The 14,632-nt window shown below is 69.1% G+C and carries 9 protein-coding genes; 8 read left to right on the top strand and 1 reads right to left on the bottom strand.

Annotation, left to right across the window (positions count from 1 at the left end):
• The first annotated feature begins 9 nt into the window (after positions 1 to 9).
• The 8 genes from HMJ39_RS16470 (at position 10) to HMJ39_RS16435 (ending at position 13,711) form a co-directional block, all read left to right on the top strand.
• Positions 10 to 2,034: a methyl-accepting chemotaxis protein gene (locus HMJ39_RS16470; protein WP_194298119.1), complete on the top strand. Its 2,025-nt coding sequence runs from the start codon at positions 10 to 12 to the stop codon at positions 2,032 to 2,034.
• Positions 2,035 to 2,065: 31 nt separating this feature from the next.
• Positions 2,066 to 2,941 carry a CheR family methyltransferase gene (locus tag HMJ39_RS16465; RefSeq protein WP_161382684.1) on the top strand — a complete coding sequence of 292 codons (876 nt, stop codon included), beginning with the start codon at positions 2,066 to 2,068 and terminating at the stop codon, positions 2,939 to 2,941.
• A 16-nt stretch (positions 2,942 to 2,957) separates the two neighbouring features.
• On the top strand, positions 2,958 to 9,587 hold the full coding sequence (locus HMJ39_RS16460) for an Hpt domain-containing protein (RefSeq protein ID WP_194298118.1): 6,630 nt from the start codon (positions 2,958 to 2,960) through the stop codon (positions 9,585 to 9,587).
• The gene (locus HMJ39_RS16455; RefSeq protein WP_194298117.1) at positions 9,587 to 10,612 is read left to right on the top strand and encodes a chemotaxis protein CheB; all 1,026 of its coding nucleotides are present in this window, start codon (positions 9,587 to 9,589) and stop codon (positions 10,610 to 10,612) included. Before HMJ39_RS16460 ends, HMJ39_RS16455 begins: the two co-directional genes overlap by 1 nt.
• Before the next feature lie 33 nt (positions 10,613 to 10,645).
• The gene (locus tag HMJ39_RS16450) at positions 10,646 to 11,101 is read left to right on the top strand and encodes a chemotaxis protein CheW (protein ID WP_194298116.1); all 456 of its coding nucleotides are present in this window, start codon (positions 10,646 to 10,648) and stop codon (positions 11,099 to 11,101) included.
• On the top strand, positions 11,098 to 12,111 hold the full coding sequence (locus tag HMJ39_RS16445; protein WP_194298115.1) for an MBL fold metallo-hydrolase: 1,014 nt from the start codon (positions 11,098 to 11,100) through the stop codon (positions 12,109 to 12,111). The genes HMJ39_RS16450 and HMJ39_RS16445 overlap by 4 nt, the downstream gene beginning before the upstream one ends.
• The gene (locus HMJ39_RS16440; RefSeq protein ID WP_161382689.1) at positions 12,108 to 13,097 is read left to right on the top strand and encodes a lysophospholipid acyltransferase family protein; all 990 of its coding nucleotides are present in this window, start codon (positions 12,108 to 12,110) and stop codon (positions 13,095 to 13,097) included. The genes HMJ39_RS16445 and HMJ39_RS16440 overlap by 4 nt, the downstream gene beginning before the upstream one ends.
• Positions 13,098 to 13,165: 68 nt before the next feature.
• Complete coding sequence (locus HMJ39_RS16435; protein WP_194298114.1) at positions 13,166 to 13,711, top strand: cytochrome b; 546 nt, start codon at positions 13,166 to 13,168, stop codon at positions 13,709 to 13,711.
• Positions 13,712 to 13,720: 9 nt separating this feature from the next.
• On the opposite strand, the gene HMJ39_RS16430 is transcribed toward HMJ39_RS16435, so the two are convergent.
• Positions 13,721 to 14,626, bottom strand: a complete 906-nt coding sequence (locus tag HMJ39_RS16430; protein WP_194298113.1) for a cation diffusion facilitator family transporter — start codon at positions 14,624 to 14,626, stop codon at positions 13,721 to 13,723.
• Positions 14,627 to 14,632: the final 6 nt, after the last annotated feature.

Genomic DNA, 14,632 nt, shown 5'->3' with positions numbered 1-14,632 from the left:
GAGCCAGTTATGAAGTTCAAACCGGGAAACTTGTTCAGCAAGGCGCGGGGGAGCGCGGGCGGCAATCCGCTCAATATCGCCCTGTATGTCGGGCTTGCCATTTTCATCGCCCTCGCGCTGGCCAACTTCCTGCTGTCGGCGACCCGGGCCAACCAGGCCCAGGAAAACATCACCGCCGCCTCGGAGCTACGCGTGGTGTCCCAGCAGATCGCCAAGAACGCGCTGGAAGCCTCCTCCGGCAACGCGGACGCCTTCGCGCTGCTGCAGGACTCCCGGGGTGACTTCCAGGCGGCCTGGAACCAGCTCCGCCAGGAGCCGATGGCGGACGAGCAGGTTAAACAGCGCCTGCAGTCCCTGTGGGACCAGGCCAGCGACAACACCGCCACCATCATCAACGGCCGCAACGCGGTCCTCGATCTGCATGAAGTGGCCGACACCCTGGCCCAGGCCATTCCGCAGCTGCAGTCCGAGTACGAAGCGGTGGTGGACATCCTGGTGGAAAACGACGCCGCCCCGGACCAGGTGGCCTTCGCCCAGCGCCAGATCTGGCTCACCGAACGGATTCTGCGCTCCATCTCCCGGGTGCTGGAAGGCGATGACAACGCGGTGATCGCGGCGGACAACTTCGGCCGCGACGCCACCGAATTCGGCCGCGTGCTCAACGGCATGCTGGAAGGCGACGCGGCCATGGGCATCGAGCGCATCACCAACCCCGAGGCCCTCAACTATCTGGGCCGCATTTCGCGGCTGTTCGACGAATTCGTTACCCAGTCCGTGGACGCCATCCTGTACACCGCGCCGGAGCTGTTCCAGGTCTCCAGCGCCGCGGACACCATCTTCCGCACCTCCCAGGATCTGCTTCAGGAATCCACCAACCTGAACGATCAGTTCGAGCGCAGCACCACCGGCCTGTTCCCGTCCCTGTGGCTGGGCGCGGTGTGCGCCGGTATCGCCGTGCTGATGTTCTTCCTGATCATGCTGCAGCGTAACCGCGAGGCGGCCCGCCGCCGTAACGAACTGGAGAGCGAGAACCAGCGGAACCAGGCGGCGATTCTGCGTCTGCTCGACGAACTGGGCGACCTGGCGGACGGCGACCTGACCGTGGAAGCGACGGTGACCGAGGACTTCACCGGCGCCATCGCCGACTCCATCAACTACTCCATCGACCAGTTGCGCAGCCTGGTGCAGACCATCAACAACTCCGCCGTGCAGGTGGCCTCGGCCGCCCAGGAAACCCAGTCCACGGCGATGCATCTGGCGGAAGCCTCCGAGCACCAGGCCCAGGAAATCGCCGGCGCCTCGGCGGCGGTGAACGAAATGGCGGTGTCCATTGACCAGGTATCCGCCAACGCCGCCGAGTCCGCCGCGGTGGCGGAAAAAGCGGTGGCGATCGCCAACAAGGGCGCGGAAGTGGTGCAGGCCACCATCCACGGCATGGACACCATCCGCGAGCAGATCCAGGAAACCTCCAAGCGGATCAAGCGCCTGGGTGAATCCTCCCAGGAGATTGGCGACATCGTGAGCCTGATCAACGACATCGCCGACCAGACCAACATCCTCGCCTTGAACGCCGCCATCCAGGCGTCCATGGCCGGGGAAGCGGGCCGCGGCTTCGCGGTGGTGGCGGATGAGGTGCAGCGCCTGGCGGAACGCTCCGCCGCCGCCACCAAGCAGATCGAAACCCTGGTAAAAACCATTCAGACCGACACCAACGAGGCGGTGATCTCCATGGAAGCCACCACCGCCGAGGTGGTGAAGGGCGCGCGCCTGGCCCAGGACGCCGGTGTCGCCCTGGAAGAGATCGAGAACGTATCCAAGAACCTGGCCGACCTGATCCAGAACATTTCCAACGCGGCGCGCCAGCAGGCGGCCTCCGCGGGTCACATTTCCAACACCATGAACGTGATCCAGGAAATTACCTCGCAGACCTCCGCCGGTACCACCGCCACCGCCCGCTCCATTGGCGACCTGGCGGAAATGGCCCAGGAGATGCGGAACTCGGTGGCCGGCTTCCGCCTGCCGGAACATTCCTGAACCGGCCCGGGCCGGTTCCGGAGACGGAACCATGGGTTACGCAGTGACAGATCGCTGGTCGATCAAGAACGCCCCCGCCATGGACGCCGAGCAGTTCCAGCTGTGGCAGGCGTTGCTGGAGGAGCGTACCGGCATGACCCTGGCGCCGGAACGCAAGCCGTTCCTGGAGACCAGCCTCAACATTCGCATGCGCGAGCTGGGCATCGACGGCTACGACACCTACTACGAGCAGTTGGTGACCGGCGCCACCGAAGCCCGCGCCATGGAATGGTCGGTGCTGGTGGACCGGCTCACGGTGCAGGAGACCAGCTTCTTCCGTCACCCCGGCTCGTTCGCCCTGGTGGAGGATTTCGTCAACCGCTTCGCCGCGGAACGGGCGGCCGGCGCCACCCTCAATGCCTGGAGCGTGGGGTGCTCCACCGGCGAGGAAGCCTACTCCCTGGCGATGCTGATCCAGGAACGCTTCGCCGATGCCGACAAGGAACTGTTCTACGGCATCACCGGCACCGACATCAGCCTGCCCACCCTGGCCAAGGCCCGGCGTGGCGTGTTCGGCCGGCGGCGCGTGGAGCAGATCGATCCGCGCCTGCGCCAGACCTACTTCACCGAAGTGGACGCCAACACCCTGCAGGCCGGCGACACTCTCCGCGAGCGGGTGTGCTTCGCCTATCTGAACGTGTTGAATCTGGATCAGGCGCCCATGGACAACATGGACCTGATCTTCTGTCAGAACATGCTGATCTACTTCCGCCGCTGGCGGAAACGTCAGATCGTGACCCGGCTCGCGGGCCGGCTGGCACCTGGGGGATTGCTGGTGCTCGGACCCGGCGAAATCACCGATTGGCAGGATCCGCGCCTGGAAAGGGTGCAGTTCGCGGATACCCTGGCCTTCCGGCGCCGGCAATAATAACGCGGGAGACGTCATGAGCGACCGTCACGACTATCTGGCACTGGACTGGGTTCGAGGGGAGATCCAGGAAACCCTGAACCAGGCCCAGCAGGCCCTGGAAGCTTTCGTGGAGAATCCCAACGACTCCACGCGCATGCGCTTTTGCCAAACCCATCTGCACCAGGTGTACGGCACCCTGCAGATGGTGGAGTTCTACGGCGCCGCCCTGCTCGCCGAGGAAATGGAAAAACTGGCCCGCGCCCTGGTGGACCGGCGCGTGGGCAACGTGAGCGACGGTCAGGAAACCCTGATGCGCGCCATCCTGCAGCTGCCGCCCTACCTGGACCGGGTGGCCAGCAACCGGCGCGACCTGCCGGTGGTGCTGCTGCCCCTGCTCAACGACCTGCGCGCCGCCCGTGGCGAGGCGCTGCTTTCCGAAACCGCCCTGTTCAAACCGGACATGCGCGAGGCCGAAGGCCAGGGCCGGGTGCCGGACGCGGTGCGCGACGATCCGCGCTTCGGCCAGCTGGCGCGCAAGATCCGCCAGATGTTCCAGCTCGCCCTGGTGGGCCTGATGCGCAACGACGACACCGAGCGCAACCTGGGCTACATGCGCAAGGTGTTCGCCAAGCTGGAGCAGGTCACCGGCGAGGCCGCCCGGGCGCCGCTGTGGCGCATCGCCGACGCCCTCGCCGAAGGGCTGCAGGAAGAGGTGATCAGCCTCGGCTCCTCGGTGAAACAGATCCTCGGCCAGGTGGACCGCGCCCTGCGCGAACTGGCCGCCGACGGCGCCGACAGCCTGGAACGGCCGGCGCCGCCGGAGCTGCTCAAGAACCTGCTTTATTACATCGCCAAGGCGGAGCACGACAGCCCGCGCATCCGCGAGGTGCGCGCCGGCTTCCGCCTGGACGAGGCACTGCCCTCGGACGATCTGGTCAATGCCGAGCGCGAGCGCATGACCGGCCCGGACGCGGTGGCCATGAGCTCCGTGGTAAGCGCCCTGTCCGAGGAGATCACCCAGGTAAAGGACGCCCTGGAGCGCTTCGTCCACGAGGGCGATTCCGACCCGGCCAGCCTGGAGCCGCAAACCGTGCGTCTCAAGCAGGTTTCCGACACCGTGGCCATGCTCGGCCTGGGCCAGCCCCGGGCCCTGGTGGAAGAACAGCTCAAGGTGATGGAGGACATCGTCGGCCGGCGCCGCCCGGCCCAGCGCGACACCCTGATGGACGTGGCCGGCGCGCTGCTCTACGTGGAAGCCACCCTGGCCGGCATCGGCGGCGACAACCGCCGCCCGGCGCCGCTCACCGGCGACGCCCTGCCCAGCCATGTGGGCCAGGCCATGGACGCGGTGCTGCGCGAATGCCGCGCCGGCCTGGAGGAAGCGAAGGACGGCATCGTCGAGTTCATCGCCTCGCAATGGGACCGGGCCCACCTGCGGCCGGTGCCGGAACGGCTCAACGCCGTGCGCGGCGGTCTGGAAGTGGTGCAGCTGACCCGCCCGGCGGACATCCTGCGCCAGTGCGTGCGCTTCGTGGAAGAACGCCTGATGCCCGGCGAGGCGAACCCGGACTGGCGCAGCATGGACACCCTGGCCGACGCCATCACCTCGGTGGAATATTACCTGGAGCGGCTCAGCGACGACCCGGAAACCCGGGACGACATTCTCGACCTGGCCCGGGCCAGCGTCGGCGATCTGGGCTATCCCCTGCCAGAGGTCGATGAAGAGCCAGAAGCCGATGAAGGGCCAGAGGCCGATGAGCAACCGGAGGCCGCCGAAGAGCCGGAAGTCACCGAGACGCCGGACGACGACGCCGGGGACGCCACCGGCAAAGAGACCGAAGAGGCCATCGACGCCACCCTGGATCACTCCGCCGACGAACCGACCGTCGAACCGGAAGCGGACGCCGAGGACGACGACGACCTGATCGACGACGAGATCATCGAGATCTTCGTGGAAGAAGCCGGCGAGGTGCTCGAGGCCCTGGACCAGTACTTCCCGCGCTGGGCCGCCAATACCAGCGACGAAACCGCGCTGGTGGAATTCCGCCGCGCCTTCCACACCCTCAAGGGCTCCGGCCGCATGGTGGGCGCCACCACGGTGGGCGAACTGGCCTGGTCCATCGAGAACATGATGAACCGGGTGATCGATCGCAGCATCGAACCGGACGCCACCCTGATCGAGCTGGTGCGCACCGTGCACGGCCTGATCCCGGCCCTGGTGGAGGCCTTCGCCAAACGCCAGCCGCCGCCGTTCGACGTGGCGCCCCTGGAAGAGGCCGCCTTCACCCTGGCCGACGGCGGCAAGCTGGACCGGGTGCCCCGGGTGGACGGGGACCCGGCCGACAACGAACCGGCGGCGCCGGAAACCATCGCCGAGCCCGACGCGCCCACCGACGAGGACGACGACGGCGAGGAAATCACCCTGAGCGCCTTCGAGCCGGCGCCGTCACCGGCCGATCCGGACCCGCTCGCCGACCTGGACGGCCTGGAATTCGAGCTGCCGCCGGAACAGCCGGCCCGTGCCGGCGACGGACCGGCGGCGGAAGACGCCGACCCGGTGCTGCTGGACATCTTCCGCAGCGAGGCGGAGCGCAATCTGGCCCTGGTGAGCCAGTGGCTGGATTCCCTGGATCCGCACCTCTCCCAACATCCGGTGGACGACCAGGTGCACCGCGCCCTGCACACCCTCAAGGGCAGCGCCCGCATGGCCGAGATCAACGCCGTGGCGGAGCTGGCGGAACCGGCGGAGAAACTGGTCAAGGAGCTGATCAACGGCGGCCGGCGCGCCGACGATGAACTGGTCACCCTGATCCGCGAAGCCCACGAGCAACTGCGGCGCGGCCTGACCGACCTGGGCGACGGCCCGGTGACCCTGCCCGACGCGCCGCCGCTGATCGCGCGCCTGCTGGCCGCCCGCGAGGCCCTCAACGAGGACAGCGAGGGCACCGATCCGCATATTCTGTCCGTGTTCCTGTCCGAGGGCATGGACCTGATCATCGACACCGACAACCTGCTCGAGCAGTGGGCCGCGGACCCGGGCCACACCGCCGAGCTGGCCCGCCTGCGCGACGAACTGGAATTGCTCGCCAACAGCGCCAGCACCGCCGGCCTGGACGAAATCCACGGTCTGGCGCGGGCCCTGGCCACGGTCTATTCCGCGGTCAACCAGGGCCGCCTGGGCTTCAGCGACCGGCTCCTGGAGCTGGCCCGGGAAGGCCACGAAGCGCTGATGAACATGATGGACTGCCTGGCCGCCGGCCAGACCGTGCGCGCCGAACTGGGCCTGGTGGACGCCCTCCGCGACCTGGCGGAAACCCCCGGCCCGGGCGGGCCCGGTGGCGGCCCGGCGGCGGCGGACACCTGGCCGGCGAACGGCGAAGGCGACGGCGACGCCCCGGCCCCGCCGTCCGACGGCCCCCGCGCCGACCTGGACCCGGAGCTCACCGCCCTGTTCCTGGAAGAGGCCGAGGACCTGCTGCTGGCCGCCAGCGAGCATCTGGCCGCCTGGGAACAGGGCGAGGCGGACAGCCGCCTGGCCCTGCAGCGGGATCTGCACACCCTCAAGGGCGGCGCCCGCATGGCCGCCGTCACCCCGGTGGCCGATCTCGCCCACGAGCTGGAAAACCTCTACGAAGTGGCCGGCGGACCGGACCGGCCGGCTCCGGCGCCGTCCCTGTTCGACGTACTGCACCGAGGCCACGACCGGCTCGCGGACATGATCGACGCCCTGCGCCAGGGCCGCGCCCCGGCACCGGCGCCGGACGTGGTCGAGGCCCTGTCCCGGGCCGCCCGGAACCCGGCCGCGCCGGCGGCCCCGGAATCGCCGGCGGCGGTCCCGGAAGCGGACTTCGCGGCGGAACCGGCCCCGGAGCGCGACCCGGAGTTGGTGGCGATCTTCCTGGAAGAAGCCAACGACATCCTGGAATCCGCCGGCCAGAGCCTGGAAACCTGGATCGCGGAACCGGGCAACACCCTGGAACTGCAGGCCCTGCAGCGTGACCTGCACACCCTCAAGGGCGGCGCCCGCATGGCCGAGGTCACCGAGCTGGGGGACCTGGGCCATGAGCTGGAAACCCTCTACGAAGCCCTGGGCCTGGAGCGGGTGGCGACGCGGCCGGCGCTGTTCGATCTGCTGCACCGCTGCCACGACCGGCTGGCGGAGATGGTGGAGGCAGTCACCGCCGAGCGGCCGCTGACCCCGGCGGATCACCTGATCCAGGCGGTACACGACTATCTGAACGACCCGGACGGCTTCCAGCTGCCACCGGCGGCGGCCCCCGCCCCGGAGACCGCCGAACCGGCGGCGCCGGAGCCCGTCCCCGCGCCGGCGACGGAGCCGGCCGAGGACGCCCTGCCGGACGAGGTGGACGCCGAGATTCTGGACGTCTTCCTGGAGGAATCCGAGGAGCTGGCGGAGATCATCGACGGCTGCCTCACCGCCTGGCGCGACCATCCGGAAAGCCGCGACTTCAGCGACGACCTCAAACGCGCCCTGCACACTCTCAAGGGCGGCGCGCGCCTGGCCGGTCTCAATGACCTGGGCGAGGAAAGCCACCGCCTGGAAAGCCTGATCACGCGCCTGGAAAGCCAGCGCCGGGATCCGGAGGAAAGCGATTTCGAGGCCATGCTGGCCCACTTCGACGCCATCAACCAGCGCCTGGCCGCCCTGCGCGACGCCATCGCCCGGCGTCCGGCGCCGGCGGGCCCGCCGGCCACCGTGGAAGCGGAGCACCCGGCCGGTGGCCAGCCGCGCCGCGAGGAGCGCCGCCCCCAGGCCCAGCCCCAGGAAATGGTGCGGGTGGGCGCCGACGTGCTCGAAGCCCTGGTGAACCTGGCCGGCGAAACGTCCATCAACCGCAGCCGGGTGGAACAGAGCATCAGTGAGTTCGGCTTCAACGTGGCGGAAATGGGCGCCACCGTGACCCGGCTCTATGAGCAGCTGCGCCGCCTGGACGTGGAAACCGAAGCGCAGATTCTGTCCAACTATCAGAAAGGCGTGGACCGGGGCGAATTCGACGACAAGTTCGACCCCCTGGAAATGGACCAGTACTCCGAGCTGCATCAGATCACCAAGCAGCTGTCGGAATCCGCCTCGGACCTGCTGGACCTGAAGAACACCCTGCTCGACCGCACCCGGGACACGGAAACGCTGCTGCTGCAGCAACAGCGGGTCAACACCGACCTGCAGGAAAAACTGATGCGCACCCGCATGGTGCCGTTCTCCCGGCTGGTGCCGCGCCTGCGCCGCATCGTGCGGCAGATTTCCGGCGAGCTGGGCAAGCGCGTCACCTTCGACGTGCTCAACCCGGAAGGCGAGCTGGACCGCACCCTGATGGAGCGGGTGGTGGCGCCCCTGGAGCACATGCTGCGCAACGCCGTGGACCACGGCATCGAGCTGCCGGAACGGCGCCGCGAAGCGGGCAAGGAAGAGGGCGGCCACATCAGCCTGGAACTGGCCCGGGAGGGCGGCGAGGTGGTGCTCACCCTGGCCGACGACGGTCGCGGCATCGACACCGAGGCGGTGCGCCGCAAGGCCATCGAGCGCGGCCTGATGACCGAGGACGCCCAGCTCCCCGACCACGAAATCCAGCAGTTCATCTTCCACGCCGGTTTCTCCACCGCCAGCCAGGTCACCCAGGTGTCCGGCCGGGGCGTGGGCATGGACGTGGTGGCCAGCGAGATCAAGCAGCTGGGCGGTTCGGTGATCATCGACTCCCAGCCCGGCAAGGGCACCCGCTTCCTGGTGCGTCTGCCGTTCACCCTGGCCATGAACCGGGCCTTGATGGTGCGCGTCGGCGAGGACGCCTACGCCATCCCGCTCAGCCAGATCGAGGGCATCGTGCGCGCCAGCCCCTACGAGCTGAGCGATTATCTGGAACACGCCGGCGACGGCGAGGCACCGGCCTACCACTACGCCGGCCAGGCCTACGATCTGAGCTACCTGGGCCGCTTCGTTCACGACACCCGCGCCCCCAACCTGGAAAACCAGACCCAGCCCCTGCCGGTGCTGCTGATCCGCAGCGCCGACCACAGCGTGGCCCTGGTGGTGGACACCCTGATCGGTTCCCGGGAAGTGGTGGTGAAATCCGTGGGCCCGCAGCTGGCCAGCGTGGCCGGCATCAGTGGCGCCACCATTCTCGGCGACGGCGCCGTGGTGATCATTCTCGACATCCACTCGCTGATCCGCGCCGCCCAGGCCCAGCAGAAAGCGCTGCCGGAGCGGGCGCCGGAGCCGGCGGCGGAGGTGCCGGTCCTGGAAGACGAGGACGAAAGCCGCGCGGCACCACTGATCATGGTGGTGGACGACTCGGTGACGGTGCGCAAGGTCACCGGCCGCCTGCTGGAGCGCAGCGGCTTCGAGGTGGTCACCGCGAAGGACGGCATCGACGCCATCGCCACCCTGGAAGAGAAAACCCCGGACGCCATGCTGCTGGACATCGAAATGCCGCGCATGGACGGCTTCGAGGTGGCCACCCACATGCGCCACGACGACCGCCTGCGCGCGGTGCCGATCATCATGATCACCTCGCGCACCGGCGAGAAGCACCGCGAGCGCGCCTTCGACATCGGCGTGAACGCCTACATGGGCAAACCGTTCCAGGAAAACGAGCTGCTCTCCACCCTCCGTGAGCTGCTCGGCGAGACCGGGGAGATCCGCGCCTGATGGCGGCCGCGTCCGGCAGGGTGGGCGTGATCGCCGACGATACCCTGCAGGGTCACCTGCTGGCCGGCGCCATCAAGGGCCAGGGTTACCGGGTGGTGGTGAACACCGACCCGGAGCATCTGGAAGCCCGCTGGCTGGCCGAGGACGCCCTGGACCTGTGGGTGGTGGACCTGTCCCGGGAGGACCGCTGGCAGCCGTTCCTGGACCACCTGCTGGAGCGCGCCGCCGCGCCGCTGCTGTTCTGCGACGGCCAGGCCCCGGCGCGCACCGCCGAGCATTACCCGCGCTGGGAGCGCCGCCTGGTCACCAAACTGGTGGATTACATCGGCGCCCCGGCCGTGGAGGAGCGCCTGGAAACCCTGCCCCGGGCACCGGCGCCGGCGCCGATTCCCGAGCCCCGGGAGTTCCAGGCGCTGCCCGACGGGGAACGGACCGACGCCGCGCGGGTCTGGGTATTGGGGGCCAGCCTGGGCGGCCCGGCGGCGGTGAAACAGTTTCTCGACTGCCTGCCGCCCCATCTGCCGGTGGCGTTCATACTCGCGCAACACATCGACGGCGGCTTTCTCGATACACTCTGCCAGGTGCTGTGCCGCGACAGCCAGGTGAGCTGCCGGGTGGCCGGCGACGGCAGCCGGCTGGCCCACGGCCACCTGCTGGTGGCGCCGGTGGATCAGAGCATCGAGTTCACCGCCGACGGCACCGTGCGCCGCAGTGGCCAGGGCTGGGAAGGCCCCTATGCCCCGTGCATCGACCAGGTGCTGCATAATGTGGCCGACGGCTTCGGCCACTGCGATGGCGCCATCCTGTTCTCCGGGATGGGCAACGACGGCGCCATCGCCGCGCCCCGGCTGGCCGCCGGCGGCACCCAGGTGTGGGCGCAAACCGCCGACAGCTGCGCGGTGAGCAGCCAGCCGGACGCGGTGCGCGAAACCGGCTGCGTGGCCTTCAACGGCACGCCGGAACAACTGGCCCGGCAGCTGGTGGACCGGGTGCGCCGGCAGGTGGCGGCCGGCCCCGCCGCCTGACCGGCCCGACAAAAACCGAGGATAAGAGTCACCATGTCCGACGCGCAGATTCCCGACGACATTCCGAGCTTGCTGATTCCCATGAAGGGGCGCCCCTGGTTGATCCCCAACATCGTGGTGGCGGAGGTGATTCCCCTGCGCCAGCCCGACCGCCCCGGCCACGGCCCGGAATGGCTGCTCGGCTGGCTCAACTGGCGCGAGCAGGAACTGCCGCTGGTGTCCTTCGAGAAGCTCAATGAATCCGGCCAGGTGGCCATCGGCGCGGAGGCGCGCATCGCGGTGATCAACACCGTGGCCGGCCACGCCCGTTTCTACGCCGTGGTGGTGCAGGGCATTCCGCGCCTGCTGCGCGTCGACAAGGGCGACCCGGTGGAAGAACCCGGCGACACCGGGCCGGCGGAATCCATGTACGTCCAGGTGGGCGGCGATCTGGCGGTGATTCCGGACCTGGACGCGGTGGAACGGGCGGTGGCCGGCCTGCGTTCATGATCGACTGGGCCCGCCTGGAACGACTGGCGGCGGAGCGCCTCCACGACGGGCGGCGCTTCCTCAACCGCCACCCCACCCCCCACCACGGCCTGCGCGAATTCCTGCGCTGGCAGCGGCAAACCCGAGGCCGCTTCCCGGCCCGGCTCGACTTCCCGGTACGCCGTCCGGACCCGGCGCTGCTGCGGGCGCCGGCGGACGCGCCGCGCTTCACCTGGATCGGCCACGCCACCTACCTGGTGCAGTACCAGGGCTGGAACCTGCTCACCGACCCGGTGTTCTCGGAGCGCTGCTCGCCGCTGTCCTTCGCCGGCCCCAAACGCACCGTGCCGCCGGCCCTGAGCATCGACGAACTGCCCGAAATCCACGCCGTGCTGGTGTCCCACAACCATTACGATCACCTGGACCGGGACTCGGTACGCGCCCTGAACCGGCGCTTCGGCGACCGGCTGCGCTGGTTCGCGCCCACCGGCGTGGGCGCCTGGCTGCGCCGCCGGGGCATCAAACAGGTGGTGGAGCTGGGCTGGTGGCAGCACCACCGGGACCCGGCGTTCCACGCCTTCTGTGTGCCGGCCCAGCATTTCAGCGGCCGGGCGGCCGGTGACCGCAACCGCACCCTGTGGTGCGGCTGGCGCCTGGACTGGCCCGATTTCCGTTTGTTCTTCGCCGGGGATACCGGCTATGCGCCGGTGTTCCAGGAAATCCGCCAGGTGCTCGGCCCGGTGGACGTGGCCCTGCTGCCGATCGGCGCCTACCAGCCGCGCTGGTTCATGTCGCCGGTGCACATCAATCCGGACGAGGCCGTGCGCATCCACCGGGATCTGCAGGCGCACCGCTCCCTGGCCATGCACTGGGGCACCTTCGTGCTCACCGACGAGCCCCTGGACGAGCCGCCCCGGGCCCTGGCCGAGGCCCGCCGGCGCCACGGCGTGGCCGACAAGGCTTTTCGCGTACCCGGCCACGGCGATACCCTGGCGCTCCACGACGGGGAACTGGAGGACGCCACCGGATGAGCGCCCATACGCGCGGACAACGGCTACGCTGGCTGATGCGTTTCGTCGCCTGGCTGCCGCTGCCCATCGCGGCCGGGCTGGGCGCCTTGCTGGGCGACCTGATCACGCGGGTGCCGCTGCGCTACGCCAGCGCGTACCGCACCGTGCTGATCAATCTGCTCGCCACCCAGCCGACGCTGAGCCTGCCGGAGGCGCGCCGCATCGGTCGCCAGAGCCTGCGGGAACTGGGCCGCTCGTTTTGCGAGTTCGCCCATGTCTGGCAACGCCCGGTGGAGCAGACCCTGGCGCGGATCACCGAAATTCACGGCGAACGGGCCTATCTGGATGCCTGCGCCGAGGAACGGCCGGTGCTGCTGCTGTCCCTGCACCAGGGCAGCTGGGAAACCATCAACCTGTATCTGGGCCGCCAGGGCAACACCACGGTGATGTACCAGCCGCACCCGGCCACCCTGGTGGACGCCCTGGTCAAGAAAGCCCGCGAGCGCACCGGCTGCCGGCTGGTGCCCACCAACAGCCAGGGCGTCAAGGAAGGCCTGGCCACCCTGCGCGGCAACGGCACCCTAGCGCTGCTGGCGGACCACAACCCGGGCAACCGCAGCAATCCCTTCATTCCCTTCTTCGGCCACCCGGTGCCCACCCCGGCCCTGGTGGACAAGCTGGTGCGCCGCTACCGACCGCGCATCTTCATCGTCTCCTGCTACCGGGGGGAAGGCGGCGTACGCGACGTGCGCGTGCACTTCGAACCGGCCACGGAACTGGAAAACGCCGAGGGCGAAACCTGCGTGCTCACCACCCTCAACCGCTCCCTGGAAACCTGCATCCGCCGCAACCTGCCGCAGTACCAGTGGACCTACAAGCGGTTCAAATGGGAACCCGGCGGCCGCCGTACCTGGTACCGCCACTCCCTGTCCCTGCTGCGCCGGGCGGCGCGCGGCGAAAGCCGCGAGGCCCTGGGCCTGGCGCCGAAAAATCCCCCGCGCCCCTGATCCCGCTCAGCTTCCGTTAAGCCTGGCCGGCGATACTGGCCGGGAACCAACAACGGGAGCGGGGAACCATGGACACAACGAATACCTGGACCAGCACGGCCAAGACGCTGCACTGGCTGATCGCCTTTCTACTGCTGGCGGTCTGGGCCAGCGTGGAGCTGCACGAGCAGGTACCCCGGGGCAACCCCTGGCGGGATTACTGGATCATCGCCCACTTCACCCTGGGCGCCTCGGCCCTGGCGGTGATGGTCATCCGCCTGGTGTGGCGGGCCAGCCACCGCCCGCCGGCGCCCCTGGGCGGCCGCCTGCAACAACGGCTGGCCACGGCGGTGCATGGCCTGCTGTATATGGCGGTGCTGGCGATGCCGGTCACCGGCCTGCTGATGCGCCAGCTGGACGGCAAGAGCACGCCGCTGCCCGCCGGCCTGGCGATCCCGGCCTGGCTGCCCGCCAACACGGCCCTGGCCGAGCGCCTGGAAGACCTGCACAAGGAATGGCTCTGGAACGCCCTGCTGGCGCTGATCGTGCTGCACGTGGCCGGCGCCCTCTGGCATCACTGGGTGGACCGGGACGCCACCCTCAAGCGCATGCTGCCGGGCCGCCGCTCACGGTGACCCGGCGGCTCAGGACGCCGGCGATTCCGCCTCCACGAACACCCGCTTGATGCGCGGGTCCTGGGCTTTCAGGGTGCGGTCCAGTTCGGCGATGACGGTTTCCAGGCGGCGCGTGCCCAGGGACGGCGAGAAGGTGACGCTGATGTTGACCAGAATGAAATCCGGGCCCATGTGCATGGTCAGCACTTCGTTGACCGCGTCCACGCTGGGCATGGACAGCGCCGCCCGGCGAATGCCGGCCACCACCCGGGGGTTGGCCGCCTCGCCGATCAGCAGGCCCTTGGTCTCGTAGGCCAGCCAGCAGGCGGTGCCGGCCAGGATCAGGCCGATCAGGATCGACGCCAGGCCGTCGAACCAGAGCGCGCCGGTGAGCTGGCTGAGCAGCACGCCCAGCAGCGCCACCACCAGGCCCAGCATGGCGGCGGAATCCTCGAACAGCACCACGAAGGTGGTCGGGTCCTTGCCCCGGCTGATCGCCTCCACGTAGCTCCGGTCGCCCTTGGTGCGGCGAAACTCCTTCAGGGCGATGCTCCAGGCGGTGCCTTCGAACACCATGGCCAGCCCCAATACCACGTAGTTGATGATCGGATTGCTGATCGGCTCCGGGCGCATCAGGTGCACCACGCCTTCGTAGAGGGAAATGCCGGCGCCCAGGGCGAAAATCAGGATCGCCACGGCGAACGCCCAGAAATACACCTCCTTGCCGTGGCCGAAGGGGAACCGCTCGTTGGCCGGCGTTTTCGCCCGCTTCATGCCGTGCAGCAACAACGCGCCGTTGCCGGTGTCCACCAGTGAGTGGATGCCTTCGGAGAGCATGGCGGAACTGCCGGTGATCACCGCCGCGACGAACTTGGTGACGGCGATCAGCATGTTGCCGGCCATCGCCGCGATCACCACCTTCCTGGACCCGGACATGGGCGC

This window comes from Alloalcanivorax profundimaris (genome assembly GCF_015265435.1).
GTDB classification, from domain to species: Bacteria; Pseudomonadota; Gammaproteobacteria; order Pseudomonadales; family Alcanivoracaceae; genus Alloalcanivorax; species Alloalcanivorax profundimaris.
The sequence above is the reverse complement of the archived record's forward strand: the minus strand, read 5'-3'. Positions and strand labels throughout refer to the sequence as shown.

What these genes read in the sequence shown, in the direction of transcription:
- HMJ39_RS16470 (WP_194298119.1), top strand. Translation starts at nt 10, where the DNA reads ATGAAGTTCAAACCGGGAAACTTGTTCAGCAAGGCGCGGGGGAGCGCG.
- HMJ39_RS16435 (WP_194298114.1), top strand. Translation starts at nt 13,166, where the DNA reads ATGGACACAACGAATACCTGGACCAGCACGGCCAAGACGCTGCACTGG.
- HMJ39_RS16430 (WP_194298113.1), bottom strand. Translation starts at nt 14,626, where the DNA reads ATGTCCGGGTCCAGGAAGGTGGTGATCGCGGCGATGGCCGGCAACATG.
- HMJ39_RS16460 (WP_194298118.1), top strand. Translation starts at nt 2,958, where the DNA reads ATGAGCGACCGTCACGACTATCTGGCACTGGACTGGGTTCGAGGGGAG.
- HMJ39_RS16465 (WP_161382684.1), top strand. Translation starts at nt 2,066, where the DNA reads ATGGGTTACGCAGTGACAGATCGCTGGTCGATCAAGAACGCCCCCGCC.
- HMJ39_RS16445 (WP_194298115.1), top strand. Translation starts at nt 11,098, where the DNA reads ATGATCGACTGGGCCCGCCTGGAACGACTGGCGGCGGAGCGCCTCCAC.
- HMJ39_RS16450 (WP_194298116.1), top strand. Translation starts at nt 10,646, where the DNA reads ATGTCCGACGCGCAGATTCCCGACGACATTCCGAGCTTGCTGATTCCC.
- HMJ39_RS16440 (WP_161382689.1), top strand. Translation starts at nt 12,108, where the DNA reads ATGAGCGCCCATACGCGCGGACAACGGCTACGCTGGCTGATGCGTTTC.
- HMJ39_RS16455 (WP_194298117.1), top strand. Translation starts at nt 9,587, where the DNA reads ATGGCGGCCGCGTCCGGCAGGGTGGGCGTGATCGCCGACGATACCCTG.